The organism is Amycolatopsis sp. cg13 (genome assembly GCF_041346965.1).
Taxonomy (GTDB): domain Bacteria; phylum Actinomycetota; class Actinomycetes; order Mycobacteriales; family Pseudonocardiaceae; genus Amycolatopsis.
The window spans coordinates 1,462,422-1,488,701 of record NZ_CP166848.1; the positions used below are offsets into that span (position 1 = coordinate 1,462,422).

Below are 26,280 nucleotides of genomic sequence, written 5' to 3' on the forward strand. Positions count from 1 at the left end.
TATGGGTCGGCCCAAGCAAGGGCGTCGCCCCGTCGCGACCGGTCAGTTCGCCCAGAACCCTTGCCGCTCCAGCAAAGCCACCGCGCGCTCGCTTCCGTCCGCGAAGTGCTTTTCCACGAGCGTCCGCGCCCGGGCGCCCGAACGGCTGCTCAGCGCGCGCAGGATCCGCCGGTGGTCGTCAGCCGCCTTGTCCGGCCAGTCCGGATGCGCCTCGTAGAACCCGTGCGACACGGTCTTCACCAGGATCGCCAGGATCGAGACCAGCCGGCGCGAGCCCGAGGCGTGGTTGATCCGGCGATGGAACTCGAAGTTCAGCCGTTCCAGCTCCGCCCGATCCGGTTCCTGTTCCATCCGGTCGGTGAGATCTTCCAGCGCCTGAAGGCTTGCCGGCGACAAATTCTTCGCTGCTCGTTCGGCGGCCAGTCCGGACACGAGGCCGAATACGCGGTAGTGGTCGCGGATGTCGTCGCGGGTCAACTGCGCGACGAACGCGCCGCGGCGGGCGATGTGCTCCACCACGCCCTCGTGGTCGAGCGTGATCAACGCTTCGCGGATCGGGAGTTTGCTGATGCCGAGTTCGGCGGCGAGCGCGTCCTGGTCGATCTTCGCCCCGGCGCGCAGCTGGCCGGAGAAGACCCGTCGCCGGATCTCCTGCGCGGCCATCGCCTTGAGGTTCGCCGGGCCGGTGCGGCGCGGCGCGGCTTTCGCGGTTTCGGGCATCGCCACGACTCTCTCCGATCCGTGCGTCGGCGACTGTATCGGATGAAGTATTACACGACCGGGGCAAGCCCAGGCGGGCTCGTCACCACTGTGACGACGAGGGCGGCCAGCATCGGAAAAGCACCTTGAGCTGGTAAGCAAGTCCGGCAAGAGATCGTCTCCGACTCACTCGGCGGTGTGAGCCATTCGATGATTTCTGATAAAGTATTTCCTGTGTCGGCGGTCTGGGTCATAGTGGACGGCATGGCAGCAGCGGTTACCCCCGAGGACTTCCGGCCGATCCTGGAGCTGGTGCGCGACTTCGTCCGGGCGAAGGTCGTTCCGCGCGAGCAGGAGATCATGGACGGCAACGCCATCCCCGACGACCTGCGCAGGCAGGCCGCCGAGATGGGCCTGTTCGGCTACGCGATCCCCCAGGAATGGGGCGGGCTCGGGCTCGACCTGACCCAGGACGTCGAACTGGCGATGGAGTTCGGCTACACGTCGCTGGCGCTGCGGTCGATGTTCGGGACCAACAACGGCATCGCCGGGCAGGTGCTGGTCGGCTTCGGCACCGACGAGCAGAAAACGCAGTGGCTGGAGCGCATCGCCTCGGGCGAGGTCGTCGCGTCGTTCGCGCTGACCGAGCCCGGTGCCGGGTCCAATCCCGCGGGACTGCGGACCAAGGCGGTGCGCGACGGGGACGACTGGGTGATCGACGGGCAGAAGCGGTTCATCACCAACGCGCCGATCGCGGATCTGTTCGTCGTGTTCGCCCGTACCCGTCCCGCTGACGAGTCCGGGCCGGGCATCGCGGTGTTTCTCGTGCCCGCGGACACTCCGGGGCTCGAGGTGGGGCCGAAGGACAAGAAGATGGGCCAGGAAGGTGCCTGGACCGCGGACGTCACCTTCAGCAACGTCCGGGTGCCTGCGTCCGCTCTTGTCGGCGGCAACGAGGACGACGGGTATCGCGCCGCGATGACCTCCCTCGCGCGGGGTCGCGTGCATATCGCCGCGCTGGCTGTGGGTTCGGCGCAGCGGGCGCTGGACGAATCCGTCACGTACGCCGCTTCGGCGACCCAGGGCGGTCAGGCGATCGGCGATTTCCAGCTGGTGCAAGCAATGCTGGCTAATCAGCAGACCGGGGTGATGGCCGGGCGCGCGCTGGTGCGCGAGACCGCGGCGCGCTACGTGTCCGGTGAAGACCGGCGGATCGGGCCATCGGCCGCGAAGCTGTACTGCACGGAGATGGCGGGCAAGGTCGCCGACCTCGCGGTCCAGATCCACGGCGGCACCGGATACATGCGCGACGTCCCCGTCGAACGCATCTACCGCGACATCCGGCTCCTGCGGCTCTACGAAGGCACCAGCGAAATCCAACGCCTCATCATCGGCGGCGGCCTCGTCCGCCAAGCCAAGAAAGCACAGAAATGACCAGCCGCGCCGCTACGCGGGCGCGGGAAGCGGCCACCCTGCTGTTCGTTCCCGGTGACCGGCCGGAGCGCTTCGGCAAGGCCGTCGCCTCGGGGGCGAGCTTGGCCGTGCTCGACCTGGAGGACGCCGTCGCGCCGGACCGCAAGGAGTACGCGCGGGAACAAGTCGTCGCGTGGCTCGAGGAGAACCCCGAGTGCGCGGTGCGCGTGAACGCGGCCGGCACCGCCTGGCACGACGAAGACCTCGCCGTGCTCAGGCGACGCCGGTGCACGGTGATGCTGCCGATGGCCGAACCGGCGACGACGCGTGCGGCGGCCGAACAACTCGGCGTGCTGCCAGCCGTGATCGCGCTGGTCGAAACCGCACGGGGCATCCTGGACGCGCGGGAGACCGCGACCGTGCCGAACGTCCAGCGCCTCGCGTTCGGCAGCTTCGATCTGGCGGCAGAGCTGGGTGCCGATCCGGCCGACCGGGACGCGTTCGTCGCGGCACGGGGCGCACTCGTGCTCGCTTCGGCGTCGGCCGGGCTGCCCGGGCCGATCGACGGCGTCACCGCGGATCTGAACAACGAACTGCACCTCACCGACGAAGTCCACTACGCGCGGCGGCTCGGGTTCACCGGAAAGCTGTGCGTGCACCCGAAACAGGTGCCCGTCGCCGCCGCTGCACTGCGCCCGACCCGCGAGGAAATCCGCTGGGCACAGTCGATCCTCGACGCCGGTGCGGGCGGCGCGGCCGCGGTGAACGGGCAGATGATCGACAAGCCAGTGCTGGAACGTGCTCAGCGCGTCCTCCGGCAGGCACGAGAAGGGAACGGGCGATGACGCTCACCGACGACGAACAGCAGATGATCGCCCTGGTCGCGGAATTCGTGGACGAACGCGTCCGCCCCCGCGTCCGCGAATTCGAGGCCGACGACATCTACCCCGCCGAGTTCATCGACGAGATGAAAAACCTCGGCTTCTTCGGACTGCTCGTCCCGGCCGAATACGGCGGCGTCGACGTCAGCACCGCCTGTTTCGCCCGCGTCACCGAAGAACTCGCACGCGGCTGGATGAGCCTGGCAGGCGCGATCGGCGGACACTCCGTCATCACGTACCTGATCAAGACCTTCGGTACGCCGGAGCAGCGTGAGAAGTACTTGCCCGCGATGGCCGAGGGGCGGATCCGGGCGACGATGGCGTTGACCGAGCCCGGCGGCGGCAGCGACCTGCAAGCCATGCGCACCCACGCCGTTCCCGGCGACGAGGGCTACACGATCACCGGCTCGAAAACGTGGATCTCCAACGCCGCGCACTCGGGCCTGATCGGGCTGTTGTGCATCACCGACCGCGACGCGAAACCCGCGCACCGCGGCATGAGCGTGCTCCTGGTCGAACCCGGCGACGGCCTCATCGTCTCCAAGAAACTCCCCAAACTCGGCTACCGCGGGTCGAAGCCTGCGAACTCGTCTTCGACGGCCAGAAAGTGCCCGCGGACGCTGTTCTCGGCGGCGAACCGAACCAGGGCTGGTCGCACATGATGCGCGGCCTGGAAGTCGGCCGGATCCAGGTCGCCTCCCGCGCGCTCGGCGTCGGACAGGCCGCGCTCAACGACGCCGTCCGCTACGCCCAGGAACGCGAATCCTTCGGCAAACCCATCTGGAAACACCAATCCGTCGGCAACCTGCTCGCCGACATGGCCACGAAGATGCGCGCGGCCCGGCTGCTCACGTTGGACGCCGCGGAGAAGCTCGACGCGGGCGAACGAGCGGACATGGAGGCCGGGATGGCGAAACTGTTCGCGTCCGAGACCGCGATGCAGGTCGCGCTCGACGCCATCCGCGTCCACGGCGGCTACGGCTACTCCAAGGAGTACGACGTCGAACGCTACTTCCGCGACGCCCCTTTGATGATCGTCGGCGAGGGAACCAACGAAATCCAGCGCAACGTCATCGCCGCGCAACTCGTCGCCCGCAACAAGATCTGAAGGACGCCATGACTCTCCTCAACGGCCGGACCGCTGTGATCACCGGCGGCGCGCAAGGCATCGGGCTCGCCATCGCCGAACTGTTCGTCGCCCAGGGCGCCCGCGTGGTGCTCGGCGACATCGACGGCGATGCGGCCGCGAAAGCCGCCGGGAGCTTGGACGGCGTCGGGGTCGCCTGCGACGTCACCAAAGCGTCCGATGTGGACGCTCTGCTCGCCGCGGCCCCGTCTCCGGTGGACGTGTTCGTCAACAACGCGGGCATCACCCGCGACGCGACCATGCGGACGATGACCGAGGACGACTTCGACCAGGTCATCTCCGTGCACCTCAAAGGCACCTGGAACGGCACCCGCAAAGCCGCCGCCATCATGCGCGAACGCAAGCGCGGCGCGATCGTCAACCTCTCCTCGCTGTCGGGCAAAGTCGGCATGGTCGGGCAGACCAACTACTCCGCCGCCAAAGCCGGAATCGTCGGGCTGACCAAGGCCGCGGCCAAAGAAATGGCGCACCACGGCGTCCGCGTGAACGCGATTCAGCCGGGCCTGATCCGCACCGCCATGACCGAAGCCATGCCGCAGAAAGCCTGGGACCAGAAGATGGCCGAGATCCCGATGCACCGCGCGGGCGAAGTCAGCGAAATCGCTTCGGTGGCGCTGTTCCTCGCCTCCGACCTGTCCTCCTACATGACCGGCACCGTCCTCGAAGTGACCGGCGGGCGATTCATGTGACCGGCTGGCAACCCCATGCCGTCACGACCGCGAACTGGTGGACCCGGCCCCGGTCGCGGCACTGGCCGCGCTCTTCGACAACGGACTTCCCGCACCCCGGCCGGGCGAGGACCTGCCGCCGCTGTGGCACTGGGTCGCACTCCCCCGCTGGCCGGTCTCCTCGGAACTCGGCCCCGACGGACACCCGGCGCGCGGCACCTTCCTTCCGCCGACCGACCTGCCCCGGCGGATGTTCGCCGGGGGCGAGGTCGTGCTGCACCGGTCGCCGAAAATCGGCGAGACCGTGACCCGTAGGTCCATTGCGGACTCCGTGACCGAGAAGTCCGGCCGCTCCGGACAGCTGGCGATCGTCGTGGTGCGGACCGTTCTGTCCGGTGTGGACGGTGCACCGCTCGTCGAGGAACGGCAGGACATCATCTACCGCGAAGCGGACGCGACCGCCTCCGAAGCACCGGTGGAACCCGCTGACCTCGCGGGTGCTCCGTTCCGCCGCAGCGGGGACGGCTGGGATTTCGCCACCGACCCCACCCTGCTGATGCGCTTCTCCGCAGCCACCGCGAACCCGCACCGCATCCACTACGACTGGCCCTACGCCACCCGGGTCGAGGGCTACCCGGGCTTGGTCGTGCACGGGCCGTTGATGTCGCTCGCGCTGGCCGAAGTGCTGCGCCTGGACTCCCCCGCCGCGCGAGTCACCCGGCTGGCGCACCGCAACCTGGCCCCGCTGTTCTGCGGCCAGCCCGCACAGCTGCGAACCGAACCCCGCCCCGGCGGCGCGACCCTGACCCTCACCGGGGACGCCGGACCGCGCACCAGCCTCGAAGCCGACTATCACGAGGAAGGCACTCCCCATGCGTGACGCCGTCATCTGCGAACCCGTCCGAACCCCGATCGGCCGCTTCGGCGGTGCGCTCAAGACCGTGCCCGCCGCCGACCTCGGCACCATTGCGCTCAACGGCTTGCTGGAACGCACCGGACTGCCCGCCGACGCGATCGACGACGTCATCCTCGGCCACTGCTACCCCAGCGCCGAAGCCCCGGCGATCGGCCGGGTCGTCGCCCTCGACGCCGGGCTGCCGGTCACCGTGCCCGGAATGCAGGTCGACCGCCGCTGCGGTTCCGGGCTGCAGTCGGTGCTCCTGGCCGCACTGCAGGTACAGGCGGGCGCGAGCGAACTGATCGTCGCGGGCGGCGCGGAAAGCATGTCCAACACCGTCTTCTACGCCAACGACCTCCGCTGGGGTGCCGGCGGCGCGGGCGTCCACCTGCACGACTCGCTCACCCGCGGCCGCCAAACCCCCGGCGGCAAGCACTACCCGGTACCCGGCGGCATGCTCGAAACCGCCGAAAACCTGCGACGCCAGTACGGCATCACCCGTGCGGAGCAGGACCGGCTCGCCGCCACGTCGCATCAGCGAGCCGTCGCCGCACAGCAGTCCGGGGTGTTCGCCGAGGAGATCATTCCGGTGCCGGTGGAGACTCGGAAGGGCACCGTCGTCGTCGACACCGACGAGCACCCGCGTCCAGACACCACTGTCGAAACGCTCGCCAAGCTGCGACCGGTACTGGGCAAACAAGACCCGGAAGCGACGGTGACCGCGGGCAACGCGAGCGGGCAGAACGACGCCGCTGCCGTGTGCATCGTGACCACCCGCGAGCGTGCCGCTGAACTGGGCCTGCGCCCGCTGGTGCGGCTCGTCTCGCACGGCGTGGCCGGGGTCGAGCCGAAGGTGATGGGCATCGGTCCGGTGCCCGCGTCGGCGCTCGCACTGGAGCGTGCCGGGCTGAAGATCTCCGACCTCGACCTCATCGAACTCAACGAGGCGTTCGCCGCGCAGGCGCTGGCGTGCACGCGGGAATGGGGCTTCGGCGAAAAGGATTTCGACCGGCTCAACGTGCACGGCTCCGGCATCTCCCTCGGCCACCCCGTCGGAGCCACCGGCACCCGCATCCTCGCCACCATGGCCCGCGAAATGCAGCGCCGCGAAGCCCGCTACGGACTCGAAACCATGTGCATCGGCGGTGGGCAAGGCCTCGCCGCGGTCTTCGAGCGGGTAACCGCATGACCCGCGTATTCAGCTCAGCCGACGAAGTCCGGGCCGCGCTCGGCGAGGAGATCGGGCCGACCGAGTGGTTCGCCGTGGACCAGGCGCGGATCGACGCGTTCGCCGAAGCCACCGGCGACCGGCAGTGGATCCACACCGATCCCGAGCGGGCCGCGAACGGGCCGTTCGGGGCGACGATCGCGCACGGTTTCCTGACCCTGTCGCTGATTCCGTTCTTCAGCGCGCAGCTGGTCCGGCTCGACTTCGGGTCCGCGCGGATCAACTACGGGCTGGGCAAGGTCCGCTTCCCGGCCCCGGTTCCGGTCGGGTCACGGCTGCGCGCCCGTGCGACGTTCGCCGAGGCGAAAGACAGTGCCGCCGGAGTCACCGTCACCACGCGGTACACCGTGGAACTCGAAGGCGAGGCGAAGCCGGCGTGTGTCGCCGAAACCTTGGTGGTCGTGGCCGGATGACCGAGTTCTGCCGCCTCGACGAAGCCGTCGCCCGCCATGTCCGCGAGGGCGACGCGCTGCACGTCATCCTGGGACACAGCCGCTGGAGCGCGCTCGTGCGCGAGATCGCACGGCAGCACTGGCACCGGCCGTCGCGGTTCACGCTGATCATGGCCAGCCTCTCGTCGCTGGGCGCGGTGCTGTTCCGCTCCGGGTGCCTGGAGAAGGTCGTGACAGTCTACTCGGGAGACTCGTTTCCCGTGTTCACGCCGAATCCGGTGTTCCAGCAGTCCTATTCGGACGGTTCGGTCGAGATCGAGAACTGGTCGTTCCTGAGCTACATCCAGGGCTTGCGCGCCGCCGCGACCGGCGTGCCCGCGGTGGTCACGGGCTCGGTGCGCGATTCGTCGATGGCCGAGAACCCCGGTTACGCGGAGGTCGACACGCCGTTCGGCCGCGTCGGCCTGGTCGCGCCGCTCACCCCGGACGTCGCGATCGTGCACGCCGCGGTCGCCGACCGACAGGGCAACCTGGCGATCGCACCGCCGATGTTCGAAGGCTCGATCGGCGCGTTCGCCGCCCGTCGCGGAGTGCTGGCGACGGTGGAGAAGGTCGTCGACGACCTGCGCCCGTGGGCTTCGTTCGTCCGCGTTCCGGCGCACCGAGTGCTGGCAGTGGTCGAGGCTCCGTTCGGAGCCCATCCCGGCGGGGTCTTCCCCGGCACCGAGGGCGCGCGGCTGCCGGTCGACGGCTACGCCGAGGACGTCGAGTTCTGGATCGCGGCGCGGGAAGCCAGCCGCTCAGCGGACTTCGACGACTGGATCCGCGAATGGATCCTCATCGACCACGACACCTACCTGGCGAAACTCGGCGAAGCGCGGCTCAGCAACCTGACCCGCACGCTCGGGCAGCCGACTCCGCCGACCGGCCGCGGCGAGCACACCGGGCCAGTGACGCGTCCGGAACGGGCGGCGACCTGGCTCGCCGCGCTCGTCCGGTCGCGGATCGCCGAAACCCGCGCCGACGGCGTGCTCGCCGGTGCCGGGCTGGCGAACCTCGCCGCCTGGGTGGCCGTCGAACAGGCCAAGGCGGACGGGCACGAGGTCGCGCTGGCGGCCGAACTCGGGCTGTGGGACTACTCGCCGACGCCCGGCGACCCGTTCATCTTCAGCTTCGCCAACTTCTCGTCGTCCTCGATGCTCCTCGACACCGAACAGGCACTCGGGAATCTGGTGAACGGCCCCGCGACGCGCTCGATCGCCTGCGTCGGGGCGGCGGAAATCGACCGGCAGGGCAACATCAACACCACGCGCATCGCCGGCGGCCCGTATCTTGTCGGTTCCGGCGGCGGGAACGACGTCGTGACCGGTGCGGACGAGACGTACGTCGTCGGGACGATGAGCCCGCGGCGGTTCATCGAAAAGTGCAGCTACGTCACCAGCCCCGGCGCACGGGTCCGGGCCGTGGTCACCGATCTCGGCATCCTGACCCAGCGCGACGGCGAACTCGTGCTCACCGCGATCGCGCCCGGTCCGGAGCCGCTGGCCGAACGCGTCGAGCACGCCCGGTCGCGGTGCGGCTGGGACCTCACCGTCGCCGACGACCTGCGCGAACTGCCCGAGGTGACCGAAGAAGACGTACGACAGCTGCGAGAGTACGACCGCGAGGGCTTGTTCCTCCGCGACGGCAAGAAGGGAGCGGCATGAGCCGCTACGCACGATTCGAGAACCTGCGGATCGACGGACCGGACGAGGACGGCGTCCTCGAACTCGTCCTCGACGCCCCGAACCTCAACGCGGTGAGCGAAGCCGCGCACGCTGATCTCGCCGACGTCTGGCGCGAATTCGACCGCGACCCTTCGGTGAAAGCCGTTCTGCTGCGCGGCGAAGGCAAGGGATTCTCCGCGGGCGGCTCGTTCGATCTGGTCGAGAAGCTGGCCACCGACTTCGAAGCGCGCTCCCGCACCATGCGGGAGGCGCGGGACCTGGTCTACAACGTGATCGACTGCTCCAAGCCGATTGTCTCGGCGATCCACGGCCCCGCCGTCGGTGCCGGGCTGGTCGCCGGAGTGCTCGCGGACGTCTCCGTGGTCACCGCCAACGCGAAGATCATCGACGGCCACACCCGCCTCGGCGTCGCCGCGGGAGACCACGCCGCGGTGTGCTGGCCGCTGCTGTGCGGCATGGCCAAAGCCAAGTACTACCTGATGACCTGCCGCCCGCTCAACGGCGCCGAAGCCGAACGGATCGGCCTGGTGTCGCTGTGTGTGGACGAGGAAGCCGAGCTGCTGCCCACCGCCCGCGAGATCGCGCACGAACTCGCGAACGGCGCGCCCACCGCGATCCGCTGGACCAAGCAGAGCCTCAACCTCTGGTACCGCCAGCTCGCCGGTGCCATCTTCGACTCCTCGCTCGCTTTGGAGTTCTACGGCTTCGGCGGGCCCGAGGTGCACGAAGGCCTCGCCTCGCACCGCGAACGCCGACAGCCGGACTTCTCCCGCGTCCACGAGAAGGACTCGTGACCGGTCCGGCCCTGCTGGCAGGGCTGCGGGTCGTCGAGCTGTCCGCCTATGTCGCGACCCCGCTGTGCGGGCTCACCCTCGCCCAGCTCGGCGCGGACGTGATCCGCGTCGAACCGCTCGGCGGCGCACCCGACCGCACCCGCTGGCCCTTGTCCGACGACGGCACCAGCCTCTACTGGTCCGGGCTGAACAAGGGAAAACGGGCGATCGCGCTCGACCTCGAGTCCGAAGAGGACCGTTCGCGGGTCGCGGACCTGATCGTCGGCGGCGGCCCGTGCGTCGTCGTGACGAACACCGAACGGCACGCCGACCTCGGATACGAAACACTCAGCGCGCGACGGCCGGACCTGATCCACGTGCTGCTGTCCGGGCGTGCGGACGGCGGCGCGGCGGTCGACTACACGGTCCAGGCCGCGACCGGATTCCCGATGCTCACCGGTGCCCCCGAGACGCCCGCGCCGGTCAACCACGTGGTGCCCGCGTGGGACGTCTGCGCCGGGCTGTACCTCGCGGTCGGGCTGCTGGCCGCCGAACGGCACCGCCAGGTCACCGGCCGCGGCCGGTCGATCCGGGTCGCGCTGGAAGACGTCGCCCTCGCCACCGCCGGGAACCTCGGCTACCTCGCCGAAGCACAGCTCACCGGCCACGAGCGGACGAAGTCGGGCAACGACGTCTACGGCACCTACGGCCACGATTTCGAGACCGCCGACGGCGTCCGGGTGATGATCGTGCTGCTCACCGAACGGCACTGGGCGAAAATGCTCGCCGCGACCGGATTGTCGGCCGCCTTCGCCGGATTGGCCGAGGCGCTGGGAATCTCGTTCGCCACCGAGTCCGACCGCTACCGGCACCGGGACGTGATCACGCCGCTGCTCGCGAGGTGGTTCGGGCGGACGCCGTACGCCGAAGCGGCGGAAACGCTGACACGGCACCGGATTCTGTGGGAGCGCTACCGCAGTTTCGCCGAACTCGGCCGCGACGGCGGGGCCGCGCTGCGCGAACTGGCGCTGTTCGGAGAGGTCGACCAGCCCGGCGCGGGCCTGCACCAGGCGCCGAAGTCGCCGATCCAAGTGGACGGGGCCCGGCTCGCCCCCCGCCCCGCGCCGGAAGTCGGGCAGCACAACGACGAAGTGCTGCCGACGCCCGCCGAAAACTGACGACGCTCTCCGTGGCCGCTTCCTTCCTTTGACATATAAAATGTTATATTCGGGAGGTGACGATGGCCTTTTTCACCGCGGCGCCGGGCCCGGACGGCGAACTCCTGCACCCGCTGCCGGAAGCACGGGCGAGCTGGAGCGACGGCGCGCAGCTGCGCGGCATGGCGACCAGCGGAGCGCTCGCTCGCGCCGCGGAGCGGGCGGCCGGGACGGAGGTGTTCCGCCCGGCCCGCTGGACCGTCGATCTGCTGCGCCCGGCGGCGTTCGCGCCCTCGGCCGTACGGACGGAGGTAGTGCGCCGCGGACGTCGCCTCTGCCTCGTCGAGGCGACGCTCTGGCAAGGGGAAACCCTTGTCGGCAAGGCCTCCGGACTGTTCCTCGCCGCCGGCTCCCCCGCTGCCGGCGGCGTCTGGGCCCCGTCCGGTTTCCCCGTGCCCCCGCCGCCCGACGTGCACCCCGAGACCGAAGAGCCGCGTGTCTTCCACAGCGAGGGCGTCGGCTGGACCGGATCGCCCGAACCGCACCAGAACGCCTCGCGCAAGACGATCTGGGTGTTCCCCCAGGACATCGTGCGCGGCGAGCGGCCCACGCCCTTCCAGCACGCCGCGACCGCCGCGGACCTGGTCAACCTCGTGACCAACTGGGGCGACGCCGGTCTGGAGTTCATCAACGCCGACCTCACGCTCACCGTCGGCCGCGTCCCCGCGAGCGACCTGCAGCTGGGCCTCGCCGCCGACCACCGCGTCGAGCACGACGGCGTCGCGGTCACGACCGCGACCGTGTTCGACCGCGAAGGGCCCCTCGGCACGGTCAGCGGAACCGCGCTGCTCGCCGCCGCGCCGGTGGATCCCCGGCGGGTCGGCGCGCCCGGGAGCCTGCCGGCCGTGCCATAATCTCCTGCCGTCGATATATCATGTTCTTTGCTGAACATCAGATCCTCGAAACCGCTTCGAGGCGTTGGGGAGGTGGCCCGTGGCCGACGAACTGGCCCGGCTGCGCAGCGGCGACCGCCGCCAGCAGCTGCCCGAGGAAGTCGCGACGTACGTCCGTGAGCTGATCATGTCCGGCGACGTCAAGCCGGGCGAATTCCTGCGCACCGAACCCATCGCCGAGGCGGTCGGAGTCAGCAACACGCCCGTGCGCGAAGGGCTGCTCTCGTTGCGCAGCGAGGGTTTCGTGGAACTCGTGCCGCGCCGCGGGTTCGTCGTGGCCCCGGTGTCGCGCCAGGACGTGCGGGACCTGTTCTGGGCGCAGGCCCAGTTCTCCGCCGAACTGGCCGCGCGCGCCGCCAAGAAGATCACGCCGGAGCAGGTCGCGCGACTCGAAGCGATCAACGAGGATTTCGAGAAGGCCGCCGGAGCCGGGGACCAGGAAGCGATCACCCGGCTCGGCCACGAGTTCCACCGCCAGCTCAACCTGGCCGCCGACTCCCACCGGTTGACGCTGCTGCTCAGCTCCGTGGTCAAGCACCTGCCGAACCGCTTCTACGCGACGATCGAAGGCCACGTCGAGCACACCCTCGCCGACCACGCCGAGCTGCTGCAGGCATTGCGCGGCCGCCACGCCCGCAAGGCGCGCACGATCGCCGAACGGCACATCCTCGACGGAGCCGACAACGTCGTCCGGATGCTCGAGGAGCGCGGTCTCTGGTCGGAAGAGACGGAATAGTCCACACCGGACAGCGGCTGAGCGGCTCGCCGATCGCCGCCGACAGAACGAAACCGGCTGGGTCACCTCGATCGAGGTGACCCAGCCGGTGCTTTTCGGCAATGCCAGGAACTTGAGCCGCGTGGTCTCAGTCTCGCTGACCGTCCACAAGAGACGCCACAGCCACCGAAATGCCCGATCCTCCCCGTCTGACCATGTCTTGCGGTCCGTGAGGGGACCCCTGAGGGAATCTGATTCCTTCAGGGTGGCCCTCACGGACCGCACGCCCCGCATCCCCGGCCAGGCGACACCATCGACCTGGGCGGACGCGGCGCGAACGCACCCGCAGCGCCGCCTTAAGCTCCTGGCATTGGTGCTTTCCGGGAATTCGCCGCACTAGTCTCCGCCCGCGCGACGATCCTCGAAACGGCCGAGGCGGACCGCCCCGGAAGCAGCCGGCAACAGATCAAGCGTTCGCCGCGATCGCGTCCGCCTGCGCGACGATCCCCTCCGCGGTCTTCACGTGCGCGATGTCGACGTGCTGGCCCTCGAAGTCCACCGCCGCGCTGCCCGCCGCCTCCGCCGCGCGGAACGCCTCGATCAGCCGTCGGGAGTGATCGACCGCCTCCGGCGTCGGCGTGAACACCTCGTTGGCGATCGCCACATGCGACGGGTGGATGCACACCATGCCGCGGTAGCCCAGCTGCTTGTTGTCCGCGCAGAACTGGCGCGCCCCGTCGAGATCGCGGATGTCCTGCCACACCCCGGCCACCGGGTGGTGCAGTCCGGCCGCGCGGGCGGCGAGCACGAGCCTGCTGCGCAGGTACAGCGTCTCCAGGCCGGCCGGGGTGAACTCGAAGCCCAGCTCGCGGCCGACGTCGGCGCTAGGGCCGGTCGCGCCGAGCAGGCTGGACACCCGAGGCGTCGCGGCGGCGATCTCCTCGCAGTGCGCCATCGACACGGCGGTTTCGAAGCTCACGATCAGCCCGACACTGCCCGCTTCGAGCCCCTCGCGCGCCTCGATGTGCGACACGACCGCGTCGATGCGGATCAGTTCTTCGGCGTCGAACACCTTCGGCAGGAACAGCCCGGCCAGTCCGGGCCGGATGACCGCTTCGAGGTCCGCGCCCTGGATGCCGCTGACCGACGCGTTGGGCCGCACCCACACGTCGGGACGCACCCCCTGCGCGTGCAGCCGGTCGATCGTCTCCGCGACGACCGGACGCGCGCTCTCCTTTTCCGCGACCGGGACGGAGTCTTCGAGGTCGAGGATCAGCGCGTCGGCACCGGACGCGAGACCCTTGTCGGCCCAGGAAGCCTTGTGGCCGGGGACGAAGAGCATGGAACGGTACGGCTTCATCGAAGTTCTCCAGTAATCGTTCAGGATTCGTACAGGACGCCGGTCGCGAACAGCTTTTCGACGTCTTCGGCCGCCAGCACCTCGCTCGCGACCGCACGGGAGTCAGCGCCCACCGTCGCCGCGACCGAAGACCGGTCCGGGCGCACGCCGTCGAACGTCCACGGCGGCCGGAGCAGCGCGAGACCGTCCGGCTGATGGTCGGCGATGTCCAGGTGCCGCACCTGCGGGTGGTCGAGGTAGCCGGTCATGGACAGCACCGGCGCGAACGGCACGTCGTGTTCGGTGAGCACGCGCTCCCAATGTTCCTTGGGTTTGCGCGCGAACTCCGCCTCGACGATCGGCACCAGCTCGAAGTAGTTCGCCTCGCGCGGGCGGTACTCGGCGAAGCGCGGGTCCTCGAGCAGATCGGTGCGCTCCAGCGCGCGGCACAGCGCCTGCCAGAACTTCTGCGACGACGACAGGTGCACCGCGAGGTACTCGCCTGTGGAGGTCGGCACGCAGAAGTTCTGCGCCTGCGGGTGCCTGCTGGTGCGGCTGGGATCGCGGCCGAGTTCGAAGGCCTGCGTGATGCCGTCGGCGGTGAGCACGCTGACCGCCTCCATGATCGAGGTCTCCATCCGCTGGGGCTGCCCGGTCTTCAGCTTGCCGACCAGCGCGGCGAGAACGCCCGCCGCCGTCGTCAGCCCGGTGACCAGGTCCGCGCTCAGCCCACCGGCGAGCTGCGGCCGCCCGTCGTCGCTGAAGAGCGAGTACAGCCCGCCGAACGCGTGCCCGATCGTGTCGTAGGCGGGCCGGTCGGCCAGCGGGCCGGTGGAGCCGAACCCGGTGACCGAGCCGTAGACGACGTCCGGGCGCAGTTCCCGGCACTCGTCGGGACCGAGGCCCATGGCGGCGAGCTTGCCGGGGCGGAGATTCTCGAGCACCACGTCGAAGCGCGGCACCAGCGCCTTGACCAGGTCGATCCCCTCGGCGGTCTTGAGATCGACCGAAAGGCTGCGCTTGCCCGCGTTGTACTGGCGGAAGTACGGGCTTTCGTTGTTCATCCGGCGCCGGAAGTCCTCGCCGACGACCGGCTTCTCCACCTTCACCACCTCGGCGCCGAGGCCGCACAGCATCGAGGTCCCGAACGGGAGCGAGATGTAGCCCCCGATCTCCAGGATCCGGATGCCGTCGAGTGGCTTGTGCTGCATGTCGCCCGCCTTCGGTGAGGGTGCACTGCGATAATATTTTATATTATCTGGCCCGTCGCGAGTCAAGGCGCTTCCGTTCGCCGCCGCCTCTAGTTTAGATATTTTATATTATGTATGCTGACCCGGTCTCCCTCGGACGAGCAAGGAGCGTGCCCCGATGCCCGCACAGCCCCAGCTGTGGCAAGGCCACTACGACAAGCTTTTCCTCGGCGGGCGGTGGACGGCCCCGGCGTCCGGCCGGCGCTTCGACGTGGTTTCCCCTTCCACGGAGGAAGTCCTCGCCCGGGTGGCCGACGGCGTTGAATCGGACATGGACGCGGCAGTCGCCGCAGCGCGCCATGCGTTCGACCACGGCCCGTGGCCCCGCCTGCCGCTCGAAGAGCGGATCGCCGTGCTGCGCAAGCTCAGCGCCGCTCTGGCCGAGCACGAGACCGACATCGCGCAGCTGGTCAGCGCCGAGATGGGCTGCCCGATCACGCTGTCGACGAAGATGCAGGCGATCGGCCCGCGACTGCTGCTCGACGCGTTCCTCGATCTCGCGCCGGACTACCCGTGGCAAGACACCCGCCGGTCCGCGACCGGCCACGCACTCGTCACGCGGGAGCCCGTCGGGGTGGTCGCCGCGATCGTGCCGTGGAACGCACCGTTGCTGATCACCATGATCAAGCTCGCGCCCGCCCTGCTGGCCGGCTGCACCATGGTGCTCAAGCCCTCGCCGGAAACCCCGCTCGACGCGTACCTCCTCGGCCATCTCCTGGAAGAAATCGGGCTGCCCGACGGAGTGGTCAACATCGTCCCGGCGGGGCGGGAAGTCAGCGAATATCTCGTCCGGCATCGCGGCGTGGACAAGGTGTCGTTCACCGGCTCCACCGCGGCCGGGCGGCGGATCGGCGCGTTGTGCGGCCAGGACCTGCGCCGCTGCACGCTCGAACTGGGCGGCAAGTCCGCGGCGGTACTGCTCGACGACGCCGACCTGGACGCCGCGATCGCCGCCGTCCGAGCCGTGTCGCTGCGCAACACCGGCCAGGTGTGCAGCAACAAGACCCGCATCGTAGTCTCCCGCTCGCGCCGGGACGAACTCCACGACCGGCTGGTGGACCTGATCGGGTCGATGCCGGTCGGCGATCCGTTCGACCCGGCGACCGAGATCGGCCCGCTCGCCAGCGCGGCGCAGCGCACCCGGGTCGAGGGCTATCTCGCCGACGGCAAGGCATCCGGCGCGTCGCTGCTGATCGGCGGCGGACGGCCGGACGGGCTGGAGCGCGGCTGGTACGTCTCCCCCACCGTGTTCGCCGACGTCGATCCGGGCGCGAAGATCGCCCAGGAGGAGATCTTCGGCCCGGTCCTGACCGTGCACGCCTTCGACACCGAGGACGAGGCGGTCGCCATCGCCAACAACTCGGACTACGGCCTCAACGGTTCGGTGTTCTCCGCCGACCCGGAGCACGCGCTGGCGGTCGCCCGGCGGATCCGCACCGGCACCGTCGAGGTCAACGGCAACCCGGTCGGCTTCACCGCGCCGATCGGCGGATTCAAGAACAGCGGCATCGGCCGCGAAGCGGGCCCCGAGGGCTTCGACGCCTACGTCGAGCTCAAGTCCTACGGCCTCCCCCTCTCCTGATCGGAAAGGCAACCACTGTGGGTACCTTCTCTCCCGTCGAAGAAGCCGCGGCGCGGCTCGTCACCGACCTGACCTTCGACGCGATCCCGGCCGAAGCCGTCGCCGGGACCCGTCGGCTGCTGCAGGACCAGCTCGCCCTCCAGGTGGGCAGCGCGGCGCTGCCGTGGAGCCAAGCCGTGCTGGAAGCGACCAGGGCGGCACACGTCCCCGGAAACGCGCACGTCGTCGCGACCGGCGACGCGATGAGCGCGGCCGACGCGGCGTTCCTCAACGCCACCTTCGGCCACGGCTTCGAGTACGACGACGCGCACCGGTCCAGTTCCGCGCATCCGGGCAGCTGCGTGATCTCCGCGGCCCTGGCCGTCGGCGAAGAACTCGGCTCCGACCTGCGCGACGTGCTCACCGCCATCGTCGCGGGATACGAGGTCTACACCCGGATCGGCAAGCTGGCGAACCCCGACCTCCTCGTGCGCGGGTTCCATCCGCACGGCCTGCTGTCGACCTTCGGCGCCGCCGCGGTGGTCGCCAAACTGCGCGGATTCGACCTGGAGACCACCGGGCACGCGCTCTCGATCGCGCTCAGCCACGCCTCCGGCACCACCGAGTACACCTCCGGCGGCGGTTCGATCAAACGCGTGCACTCGGGCATCGGAACCCGCGGGGGCATCCGCGCGGCCGAACTCGCCGGAGCCGGGATCACCGGCCCGACCACCTTCCTGACCGGTTCGAAGGGCTTCTTCCGCACCTTCGCCGCAGTGGAGGTCGGCGACGAGCACGCGGCCGCCTTCGGGCTCGGCGAGACCTTCGAGATCTCCCGCGTCTGGCTCAAGCCCTACTGCTGCTGCGGGATCAACCACGCCTACATCGACGGCGCCCGGCAGCTGGCCGGAGACGCGGACCGGATCGAGTCGGTGCTGCTGGGCATCCAGACCGGCGGGGACGTGGTGATCGGCAACCAGAACCGCAACGCGTATGCGCCGAAGATCATCGAGCACCTCCAGTACAGCCTCCCGTTCCAGTTCGCGCTGTCGGCGCTGGGGCGCGGCAACGGGTTCTCGACGCATCAGGCTTACCTGGCCGGGAAACTGGACCTCGGCGAAGACAGCGACGTCGCCGCGCTGGCCCGGAAGGTGAAAATCGAGGTGCGGCCGGACCTGGACGAGCAGTACCCCGGGCGCTGGGTCGCGGACCTGACGGTGACCTATCAGGACGGCACGGGCGAGCACGTGTTCGTGGACAACCCCGCCGGGACGGCGGAAAACCCGATGTCGCAGGCGGATCTGGACGCGAAGTTCCACGACGTGCTGTCCTCGGCGCTGAGCGAGGACCAGCGGGCCGCACTGCTGCACGCGATCAAGGACGGCGACCTCGACCAGCCGGCCGCCGAGTTCGCCAAGCTGCTGCGGGCCTGAATCGGCGAAAAGCGGCGGCGGGCCTCAGCCTCCGCCGCCGCTTTTCGCTTGCCTGCCACAAGACTCGATGACCGCCTTGCCGCCGGTCTGCCGGGCGACGCGAACCGTTCGATCGCCCCGAAACTCGCAGTCTCCGATCGAGCCCGGCACCGCATCGCATCCTGCACCGGTCTAGAAATATTTTTTATATTATTGCTAGACTGGCGGGCATGACCCCTGACGAGGCACTCGAGAATCTGCTGGTCGCACGGTGGAGCTGTCGCGCCTACCAGGACCGGCAGGTGCCCCGGCCGGTCGTCGAGCGGCTGCTGTCGCTCGCGCAGCGGACGGCGTCGTGGTGCAACACCCAGCCCTGGCAGGTGATCGTCACCAGCGGCGCGGCGACCGAACGGTTCCGGAAAGCGATGACCGAGTGGGCGCGGGAGAACCCGGCCGAGTTCGACTTCGCCCCGCCCGCCGAATACCGCGGCGTGTACCGCGAACGGCGCCGCGCCAGCGGCTGGCAACTGTACGAAGCCGTCGGCATCGAACGCGGCGACCGGGAAGCATCCGCCCGGCAAGCGTTCGAGAACTTCCGCTTCTTCGGCGCCCCGCACGTCGCCATCGTCACCACCGACGCCGTGCACGACCTCTACGGAGCCGTCGACAGCGGGCTGTACGTCGGAACCTTCCTGCTGGCGGCGCAAAGCCTCGGGCTGGGCGCGATCCCGCAGGCCGCGCTCGCCGGGCACGCCACGCTGATCCGGCAGCACTTCGACATCCCGGACGACCGGAAGATCCTGCTCGGCATCTCGTTCGGCTACCCCGACGAGGACCATCCGACGAACAGCTACCGCACCGCTCGCGCGCCGCTGGAGGAAGTGGTGACCTGGGCCGACGAATGACCCCGGCCGTCGTACTTCAGGAGAATGCCCCCAGGCGCAGCAAGAGGCGGGGCGGATGTCTCCGCGCGGCGAGTCGATGATCGAGCGGGTCGTGCGCGTGCTCGAGGCGGTGAAAGACACGGGCAGCGCGCGCACCGCGTCCGAGATCGCCCGGTGCACCGGGATTCCGGTGCCTTCCGCGCACCGCATCGTGGCGGAACTGACCCGGCTGGGAATCCTCGAGCGCGACGCCGACCGGCGGATCCGGATCGGAGTGCGGCTGTGGGAGATCGCGGCCCGCTCGGCCGGGCTGCCGACGCTGCGCGAGAGCGCTCTCCCCTACCTGGAGGATCTGCGCGCCGTCGTCCAGGCGCCGACGCTGCTTTCGGTACTGGACCACAACGACGTGCTCAACGTCGACACCCTGTCCGCACGCCAGGCCGGCGCCACCAATGTCACCCAGCCCGGCGTCCGGCTGCCCGCGCTGTCCTCGTCGCCCGGCATCGTGCTCGTCGCGTTCGCCCCGCCGGGCGTGCGCGACGAGATCCTCTCTTCCGCCAAGATCGTCCGCTTCACCGAGCACAGCGTCGTCGACCGCGCCGAGGTGGCCCGGATCGTGCACGAGGCCCGCCGGGTCGGGCACGTCGTCGCGCGCCGCTGGATCTCCCTTGACTCCACCGGCATCGCCGTCCCGATCCTCGCCGACGACCGCACCGCGCTCGCCGCCCTGTCCGTCACCGTCCCGTTCGCCGCCGACGCGGCCGCCGAACTGCTGCCCGCGCTGCACACCACTGCCCGCGGCATCTCCCGCGCGTACCGGCTCCACTCGCCCGACCCGCGGATCGCTTTGCTCCTGCGCCAGATCCGGCGAGCCATCGAACTCGGCTGAGACTCATCGCACCGGCTGTTTCTCGGCAGCCGAGAAACACCCTTCCCGCATCGGCCGAACCGGACGAATCTCGGGGCCGGACAACGGAGTCGAGAACGGAGCTGGGCGCATGCCAGGAAAACTCGCAGGCAAGGTCGCGTTCGTCACTGGAGCGGCGCGCGGGCAAGGCCGCGCCGAAGCGCTGCGGTTGGCGCGGGACGGCGCGGACATCATCGCCGTCGACATCGCCGCGCCGGTGGAGACCAACGTGGCGCCGCCAGCGACGCCCGCGGACCTCGAGGAAACCGCGCGCGGGGTGAAAAGTCTGGGACGCTCGGTGGTCACCGCGCAGGTCGACGTGCGCGACTACGCCGCGCTGAAGGCCGCGCTGGAGGACGGGGTGCGACAGCTCGGACGCCTCGACGTGGTGGTCGCGAACGCCGGGATCTGGTCGTACGGGCTGAGCGAAGAGATCTCCGACCTCGAATGGCAGACCACTCAGGACGTGGTCCTCAAAGGCGTGTGGCACACCGCGAAAGCGGCGATCCCGATCCTCAAGAACCAGGGCTGCGGAGGGTCGATGATCTTCACCAGCTCGACCATGGCGATCAAGGGAATGCAGAACCTTTCGCCGTACGTCGCGGCCAAACACGGCGTGGTCGGCCTGATGAAGACGCAAGCACTGGAGCTGGCCCCGTTCGGGATCCGGGTCAACTGCGTGGCGCCGACATCGGTCAACACGAAACTGATCCACAACGACGAAACGTACGCGCTGTTCGCACCGGACCTCCCGGAAGCGGAACGCACCGCCGACCGGGTCAAGGACCGGTTCGCGACTATCCCGGTCATGGACGTGCCGTGGGTCGAGCCCGAGGACGTCGCCAACGCGGTGGCCTTCCTCGCTTCCGACGAAGCGCGCTACGTGACCGGGCTCGAACTGAAGATCGACGCGGGGCAGACGCTGAAATGACCGAGGACCCCATGCGCGCGCTGTGCCGGTTCGCAGCGCGGACGACCTGCGCCGACCTTCCCGAAGACGTCGTCCGGCACGCGAAACATACCCTGCTCGACTGCATGGCGGTCCTGATCGGCGGGTCCGGAATGGACGGCATCCCGGCCATCGCGGACCTGGTGCGGGACAAGGGCGGCAAACCGGAAACGCCCCTGCCGTTCTACGGCGGACGCGTGCCCGCCGCCGAAGCCGCGCTGGCCATCGGCCCGATGCCGAGGGCGATGGACTGCGGCGATCTGCACGAGGAAGCCGGGCACGTCAGCGAGTACATCGTCGCGAGCTTGCTCGCCGCCACCGGGCTGCGGTCGGACGTCACGGGCGCGGAGTTCCTGACCGCACTGGTGATCGGCCAGGAAACGTTGATCCGCATCGGATCGGCGTACCGGGTGATCAGCAAAGCGGTGAAGGACAACGACTGCGGCGGGCACTACATCTTCGGAGCTGTCGCCGCGGTCGGCAGTCTGCTCGGATTCTCCCAGGAGGAGCTGGAGAACGCCCAGGGCATCGCCCGCACGATGACGCAGCCGCACACGATGGGCATCTACGCACCGGCGACGCTGATGGTGCGCGTGCACCACGGGCTCGTGTGCCAATCCGCGATCACCGCGTGCCTGCTCGCTCGCCGCGGCATCACCGGGCCCCGGCAGGAAGTGCTGACCGGACCCAACGGTTTTCTGCGCACGGCGCGCTGGGAAACCGATCCGGACGCGCTGACCCGCGGTCTCGGAAAGGACTGGACGGCGACTCAGATCACCACCAAGGGCTACAGCGCCTGCTATTTCTCGCACTCTTCGATCGACGGCATCATCGAGCAGATGCGCACGCACGAGTTCGCCGCCGCCGACATCGCGAGCGCCCACATCGCAGTCTCGACCTCGGGCTGGCGGGCAGTGTGCGAGCCGACCGAAAAGAAGTGGGAACCGCAAACCGTCCCGGAATGCCAGTTCAGCCTTCCCTACGCCGTGGCCACTGCCGCCTTCGACCGACGGGTGTTCGTACAGTCCTATTCGGACGAAGCGCGGCGGCGTCCGGAGGTGCGGGAGCTGATGACCCGGATCTCCGCCGTCGAGGATCCGTCCGTTTCCGACTGGGGCGCGCGGCTCACCACGACCCTGCGCGACGGGCGGGTGATCGCCACCGAACACGTCTATGTGAAGGGGCATCCGAAGAACCCCTTCAGCGAACAGGACTTCATCGACAAGTTCCGGATGTGCCTGCCGTTCTCGGTGCTGCCGCTCGAGGATTCGACGGCTGACCGGATGATCCAGGATGTTCTGGCGCTGGAAAAGGTCGACGACGTGATGGCGGCCTTGCTGCTGCCCCTGACACCGGAAGACTGACGGACTCATGACAGAAGAATTCACCGGCAAAGTCGCCGTGATCACCGGAGCCGGCCGGGGCATGGGCGCGGAAATCTCGTCCCGGCTCGCCCAGGCGGGAGCATCCGTCTTCGCGGTCGACCTCAAACCGGCTTCGGAATCCGCACCGGGCATCGTCCCGGTCCAGTGCGACGTCGCCGACCCCCGCTCCGTGCGCGCCGCAGCCGCCTCCGTCGTCGCGGACGCCGGGCAGATCGATCTGCTCGTCAACGGCGCGGGATTGGTGAGCGTCACCCGGCCGGTCGAGACCATCACCGACGACGACTGGGCACGGCTGATGGGGGTGAACGTCACCGGCGCGTTCCACTGGATGCGCGAGACACTGCCCGGAATGAAGGCGCGGCGGTCCGGCAAGATCGTCAACGTCTCCTCGCGAGCCGGGCGGACCCTCGCCAACTTCGCCGGCGCGCACTATTCCGCTTCCAAAGCCGCGTTGCTCGGCCTCACCCGCCAAGTCGCGCTGGAAGCGGCTCCGGACAACGTGCACGTCAACGCGATCGCGCCCGGGCTGGTGGAAACCCCGATGCTGAGCGGTTCCGTCGACGAGCGGAAACGGGAAGCAGCCCGGGCGGCCACTCCGCTGCGGCGCATCGGCACGACCTCCGACATCGCCGAACTGGTGCTGTTCCTGCTTTCCCCGAAGTCGGACTACATCACCGGGGCCACGGTGGACATCAACGGCGGCGATCTGATCCTGTAGCTCCCGACCCCTGGCTGAGGCGCGCTCAGCCAGGGGTCGCCAGTACCCCCGAACAGGAGCGTCTGTCTCGACGAGGCGAACCCGGGCAGGCTCGAACTCACGGAAGCCACCGCCCGAGGAGATAGAGGCTGATGAGCGAGATCGAGACCCGTCAAGTCACCGTCAAAGCCCCGTACTGGGACATCGCGGCGAACCTGCTGCTGCCGCCGGGCTTCGACGAGAACAAGACCTACCCTGCCGTCATCAGCGCCCATCCGATCGGCAGTTGCAAGGAACAGACCGCCGGGAATGTCTACGGCCCGGCGCTGGCGCGAGAAGGCTTCGTCGTCATCGCCTTCGACGCGAGCTTCCAGGGCGACAGCGGCGGCGGGCCGCGGTGGACCGAAGACCCGACTCAGCGCGTGGCCGACTTCTCCCACGTGGTCGACTACCTCGTGACGCTGGACTACGTCGACGCGGACCGGATCGGTGTCCTCGGCATCTGCGGCGGTGGCGGGTATGCCACGAACGCGACGATGCTCGAACGCCGGATCAAGGCGCTCGGCGCGGTCGTGCCGGTGAACTACGGCCGTCTCATACAGGAGGGCTTCAGCGAGTTCGACCCGGTCAAGCTGCTCGAACAGGTCGGCGAACAGCGCACCGAGGAGGCCCGCGGCGGCGACGTCCAGGTCAATGAACTGCTGCCGGCCTCCCCCGAAGCGGCCCGCGAAGCAGGCGCTACGGACCGGGACGTCGTCGAAGCCACGGATTACTACAAGACCGGGCGGGGCGGGAAGCCCAACGGCGTCGCCCGGATGAACTTCGGCTCGCTGAACCAGGCACTGAACTGGGACGCGTTCCTTCGCGCCGAGACGATGCTGACCCAGCCGGCTCTGATCGTGGTCGGAGACCAGCCGGGCGCGTTCGGTTCCTACCGCGACGGGACGGAGCTGTACGGCCGCATCGCGGCATCGCGGGACCGTGAGCTCGTCGTGGCCGAGGGCTACTCGCACTACGACCTTTACGACCAGCCCGAGCCGGTCAAGATCGCGCTCGACGCGCTGATCCCGTTCTACCGCAAGCACTTGGGGCAGGCTGCCTGACGCGGCTCACCCACCGCCCCCGAACAGCCCGACGAGAGTGCGGGACACCGACTCGGCGAACTCGTCCACGCCGAGCCGGTCTTCCGGGTCGAACCATTCGCCGATGAGCGCCAGTCCGCCCAGCGCCAGATTCAAGGTCAGGTGCAGGTCCTCGGCCAGCTCGTCCGCCACGGCCCGGAAGATCATGGTCTGCTCGCGCCGGAGTTCGTCGCGACGGGACTCCAGCGCCGCGACCGGGACCCGCACCTTGAGGAAGAGCGGAATGAACTCCGGGTACTCGCGAAGAGCGAGCACGGCTTCCTCCCGGAACATCAGCCTCAGCCTTTCCCGTGGCGGGTGTTCCGACTTCGCGATCGCGACGAGCCGAGGGAACACCTCCGCGGCCGCGTGCTCCATGCACCGGAGGAACAGCTCTTCCTTCGACGAGAAGTAGTGGTAGAGGCTGGGGCCGCGCAGGTCCAAGGCCGCGCCGATGTCCTCGAAGTTCGTCGCCTCGTAGCCGCGCTCGGCGAAAAGCCGGGCGGCGGTGTGCTCGATGAGCCGGACCCGCTCGGCGCGTTTGCGCGTCGCGCGGGCCTCGGTGCCGCTCGCGTCCTTCACCCGGCCTCCTCGCTTGCCCGATCTGAACGCACAATATATTATCTATTCACCTGTAGGGAATCTAGCGGTCAGGAGAATCGTGGAAGCGGCAGGCGTACGGGTACCGCACACCGACGACGTCTTCGTCGGTGGCGAATGGCGGCCGGCGACCGGAGACGGGCACACCATCGTGTCTCCGTCGGACGCGAGTCCGGTCGGCACGGCACGGCAGGCCTCCGAAGACGACGCGACCGCGGCGGTCGATGCCGCCTTCTCCGCCCGTGGAGCGTGGGCCGCCACTCCCCTGGCCGACCGGGTCGCGACGTGCGCCCGCTGGCTGGACAACGTCGACCGGCGTGCGGCCGATCTGGACGTGGCCTGGGCCGTCGAGGCGGGAATGCCGGTGCGGCACGGCAAGGCGCTGCACCGGTTCGGGACTCTCGCCTCGTGGCGATCCGCGCTCGACGGCGCCGAGGAGATGCTGCGGGAACGACGCCAGCCCTCGGAACTCGGCGATGTCCTCCTGCGCCGGGAGCCCGCCGGTGTCGTAGCGGCGATGCTGCCCTACAACGGTCCGGTGGTGACGGTGGCGTCCAAGGTCGTTCCGGCGTTGCTCGCCGGGTGCCCCGTGATCGTCAAGGCAGCACCGGAATCCCTGTTGACGATGGCGTTAGTGGCGGAATGCGCCCAGCAAGCCGGTTTTCCCGCCGGAGTGGTGAACTTCGTGTCGGGACCGGTCACCGTCGGGCAGGCACTGACGCGGGACTCCCGGGTGGATCTGGTTTCGCTGACCGGCGGGCACCCGGCGGCGCAGGACGTCCTCGCGGTCACGCACGGCCGGTACGCGCGCACTCAACTGGAACTGGGCGGGAAGTCGCCGGCGGTGATCCTGGACGACGCGCCGCTGGACAAGGTGCTGCGGGCGCTCGTGCCCGGCGCTACCAACGGGGCGGGCCAGGTGTGCGCGTTGCTGTCCCGGATCCTGGTCTCCGAACGTCGGCACGACGAGGTCGTCGAGCGGCTGAAGTCCGCCTGGGAACGCCTCGTCATCGGTGATCCGCTCGATCGGGCGACGCACATCGGCCCGCTGGTCAACGAGGCGGCTCTGCGCCGCACCGAAGGTTTCGTCGCCCGGGCGAGGCAGGACGGCGCCCGGCTCGTCACCGGCGGCGGACGGCCCGCCGGGCTGGAGACCGGGTGGTTCCACCAGCCCACGATCTTCACCGACGTCGCCGAGAACGCCGAACTGGTGCGGCGCGAGGTGTTCGGGCCGGTGACCGCGGTGCAGGTGTACCGCGACCTCGACGACGCCGTCCGGCTGGCCAACGCCACCGAGTTCGGGCTGTCGGGTGCGGTGTACACCGCTGATGTCGAGGCAGGGATCGAAATCGCGGGCCGGATTCGCGCCGGGGCGGTGGCGGTCAATTCCTTCGGTCCGGCGATGAGCGCTCCCTTCGGCGGGGTCGGCGCGTCGGGCTGGGGTCGTGAGTCCGGCCCCGAAGGGATTCTCGGTTTCACCGAGCTCAAGCAGATCCTCGTCGGTGCCGCGTGAGGGCGGGGCCG

The 26,280-nt window shown here is 69.4% G+C and carries 24 protein-coding genes and 1 pseudogene; 21 read left to right on the plus strand and 4 right to left on the minus strand.

Annotated elements, in window-relative coordinates; all coding sequences use genetic code 11:
- Positions 1-42 precede the first annotated feature (42 nt).
- Positions 43-720 carry a GntR family transcriptional regulator gene (locus AB5I40_RS06450; RefSeq protein ID WP_370937499.1) on the minus strand — a complete coding sequence of 226 codons (678 nt, stop codon included), beginning with the start codon at positions 718-720 and terminating at the stop codon, positions 43-45.
- 243 nt (positions 721-963) lie between these two features.
- Here AB5I40_RS06450 and AB5I40_RS06455 point away from each other — a divergent pair, with 243 nt between their 5' ends.
- The 12 genes and pseudogenes from AB5I40_RS06455 to AB5I40_RS06510 all read left to right on the plus strand — a co-directional run bounded on the left by AB5I40_RS06455 (position 964) and on the right by AB5I40_RS06510 (position 12,672).
- Complete coding sequence (locus AB5I40_RS06455; RefSeq protein ID WP_370937091.1) at positions 964-2,133, plus strand: acyl-CoA dehydrogenase family protein; 1,170 nt, start codon at positions 964-966, stop codon at positions 2,131-2,133.
- The gene (locus AB5I40_RS06460; RefSeq protein ID WP_370937092.1) at positions 2,130-2,957 is read left to right on the plus strand and encodes a CoA ester lyase; all 828 of its coding nucleotides are present in this window, start codon (positions 2,130-2,132) and stop codon (positions 2,955-2,957) included. Before AB5I40_RS06455 ends, AB5I40_RS06460 begins: the two co-directional genes overlap by 4 nt.
- Positions 2,954-4,101 (plus strand): annotated as a pseudogene (locus AB5I40_RS06465) (acyl-CoA dehydrogenase family protein). Before AB5I40_RS06460 ends, AB5I40_RS06465 begins: the two are co-directional and overlap by 4 nt.
- Before the next feature lie 8 nt (positions 4,102-4,109).
- Complete coding sequence (fabG, locus tag AB5I40_RS06470; RefSeq protein WP_370937093.1) at positions 4,110-4,829, plus strand: 3-oxoacyl-ACP reductase FabG; 720 nt, start codon at positions 4,110-4,112, stop codon at positions 4,827-4,829.
- Positions 4,830-4,866: 37 nt separating this feature from the next.
- Positions 4,867-5,688, plus strand: coding sequence for a MaoC family dehydratase N-terminal domain-containing protein (locus AB5I40_RS06475; protein ID WP_370937500.1), 822 nt, complete (start codon positions 4,867-4,869; stop codon positions 5,686-5,688).
- Positions 5,681-6,895, plus strand: coding sequence for an acetyl-CoA C-acetyltransferase (locus AB5I40_RS06480; protein ID WP_370937501.1), 1,215 nt, complete (start codon positions 5,681-5,683; stop codon positions 6,893-6,895). The genes AB5I40_RS06475 and AB5I40_RS06480 overlap by 8 nt, the downstream gene beginning before the upstream one ends.
- Complete coding sequence (locus tag AB5I40_RS06485; RefSeq protein ID WP_370937502.1) at positions 6,892-7,347, plus strand: MaoC family dehydratase; 456 nt, start codon at positions 6,892-6,894, stop codon at positions 7,345-7,347. Before AB5I40_RS06480 ends, AB5I40_RS06485 begins: the two co-directional genes overlap by 4 nt.
- Positions 7,344-9,032 carry a CoA-transferase gene (locus tag AB5I40_RS06490; protein ID WP_370937503.1) on the plus strand — a complete coding sequence of 563 codons (1,689 nt, stop codon included), beginning with the start codon at positions 7,344-7,346 and terminating at the stop codon, positions 9,030-9,032. The genes AB5I40_RS06485 and AB5I40_RS06490 overlap by 4 nt, the downstream gene beginning before the upstream one ends.
- On the plus strand, positions 9,029-9,847 hold the full coding sequence (locus tag AB5I40_RS06495; protein ID WP_370937504.1) for an enoyl-CoA hydratase/isomerase family protein: 819 nt from the start codon (positions 9,029-9,031) through the stop codon (positions 9,845-9,847). The genes AB5I40_RS06490 and AB5I40_RS06495 overlap by 4 nt, the downstream gene beginning before the upstream one ends.
- A complete protein-coding gene (locus tag AB5I40_RS06500) occupies positions 9,844-11,004 on the plus strand; it encodes a CoA transferase (protein ID WP_370937505.1) in 1,161 nt (386 codons plus the stop codon). Before AB5I40_RS06495 ends, AB5I40_RS06500 begins: the two co-directional genes overlap by 4 nt.
- A gap of 62 nt (positions 11,005-11,066) precedes the next feature.
- A complete protein-coding gene (locus tag AB5I40_RS06505) occupies positions 11,067-11,897 on the plus strand; it encodes an acyl-CoA thioesterase domain-containing protein (RefSeq protein WP_370940465.1) in 831 nt (276 codons plus the stop codon).
- A 79-nt stretch (positions 11,898-11,976) separates the two neighbouring features.
- Entirely contained in the window at positions 11,977-12,672 is a 696-nt protein-coding gene (locus AB5I40_RS06510; protein WP_370937506.1) for a GntR family transcriptional regulator, read from the plus strand.
- Between the two features lie 445 nt (positions 12,673-13,117).
- On the opposite strand, the gene AB5I40_RS06515 is transcribed toward AB5I40_RS06510, so the two are convergent.
- Entirely contained in the window at positions 13,118-14,011 is an 894-nt protein-coding gene (locus AB5I40_RS06515; RefSeq protein WP_370937507.1) for a CoA ester lyase, read from the minus strand.
- Between the two features lie 20 nt (positions 14,012-14,031).
- Positions 14,032-15,201, minus strand: coding sequence for a CaiB/BaiF CoA transferase family protein (locus AB5I40_RS06520; RefSeq protein WP_370937508.1), 1,170 nt, complete (start codon positions 15,199-15,201; stop codon positions 14,032-14,034).
- Between the two features lie 157 nt (positions 15,202-15,358).
- On the opposite strand from AB5I40_RS06520, the gene AB5I40_RS06525 reads away from it, so the two are divergent.
- The 8 genes from AB5I40_RS06525 (at position 15,359) to AB5I40_RS06560 (ending at position 24,138) form a co-directional block, all read left to right on the plus strand.
- Positions 15,359-16,822 (plus strand): aldehyde dehydrogenase, encoded by a 1,464-nt coding sequence (locus tag AB5I40_RS06525; protein WP_370937509.1) that lies wholly within the window; start codon positions 15,359-15,361, stop codon positions 16,820-16,822.
- A 17-nt stretch (positions 16,823-16,839) separates the two neighbouring features.
- Positions 16,840-18,234: an MmgE/PrpD family protein gene (locus AB5I40_RS06530; protein WP_370937510.1), complete on the plus strand. Its 1,395-nt coding sequence runs from the start codon at positions 16,840-16,842 to the stop codon at positions 18,232-18,234.
- Positions 18,235-18,443: 209 nt separating this feature from the next.
- Positions 18,444-19,118 (plus strand): nitroreductase, encoded by a 675-nt coding sequence (locus tag AB5I40_RS06535; RefSeq protein WP_370937511.1) that lies wholly within the window; start codon positions 18,444-18,446, stop codon positions 19,116-19,118.
- A 55-nt stretch (positions 19,119-19,173) separates the two neighbouring features.
- Complete coding sequence (locus AB5I40_RS06540; protein ID WP_370937512.1) at positions 19,174-19,986, plus strand: IclR family transcriptional regulator; 813 nt, start codon at positions 19,174-19,176, stop codon at positions 19,984-19,986.
- 109 nt (positions 19,987-20,095) lie between these two features.
- Positions 20,096-20,935: a mycofactocin-coupled SDR family oxidoreductase gene (locus tag AB5I40_RS06545; RefSeq protein ID WP_370937513.1), complete on the plus strand. Its 840-nt coding sequence runs from the start codon at positions 20,096-20,098 to the stop codon at positions 20,933-20,935.
- On the plus strand, positions 20,932-22,317 hold the full coding sequence (locus AB5I40_RS06550; RefSeq protein WP_370937514.1) for an MmgE/PrpD family protein: 1,386 nt from the start codon (positions 20,932-20,934) through the stop codon (positions 22,315-22,317). Before AB5I40_RS06545 ends, AB5I40_RS06550 begins: the two co-directional genes overlap by 4 nt.
- A gap of 7 nt (positions 22,318-22,324) precedes the next feature.
- Entirely contained in the window at positions 22,325-23,056 is a 732-nt protein-coding gene (locus AB5I40_RS06555) for an SDR family NAD(P)-dependent oxidoreductase (protein ID WP_370937515.1), read from the plus strand.
- Between the two features lie 131 nt (positions 23,057-23,187).
- Positions 23,188-24,138: an alpha/beta hydrolase gene (locus AB5I40_RS06560; RefSeq protein WP_370937516.1), complete on the plus strand. Its 951-nt coding sequence runs from the start codon at positions 23,188-23,190 to the stop codon at positions 24,136-24,138.
- 6 nt (positions 24,139-24,144) lie between these two features.
- On the opposite strand, the gene AB5I40_RS06565 is transcribed toward AB5I40_RS06560, so the two are convergent.
- Positions 24,145-24,738, minus strand: coding sequence for a TetR/AcrR family transcriptional regulator (locus AB5I40_RS06565; protein ID WP_370937517.1), 594 nt, complete (start codon positions 24,736-24,738; stop codon positions 24,145-24,147).
- Positions 24,739-24,817: 79 nt separating this feature from the next.
- Here AB5I40_RS06565 and AB5I40_RS06570 point away from each other — a divergent pair, with 79 nt between their 5' ends.
- The gene (locus AB5I40_RS06570; protein WP_370937518.1) at positions 24,818-26,269 is read left to right on the plus strand and encodes an aldehyde dehydrogenase family protein; all 1,452 of its coding nucleotides are present in this window, start codon (positions 24,818-24,820) and stop codon (positions 26,267-26,269) included.
- Positions 26,270-26,280: the final 11 nt, after the last annotated feature.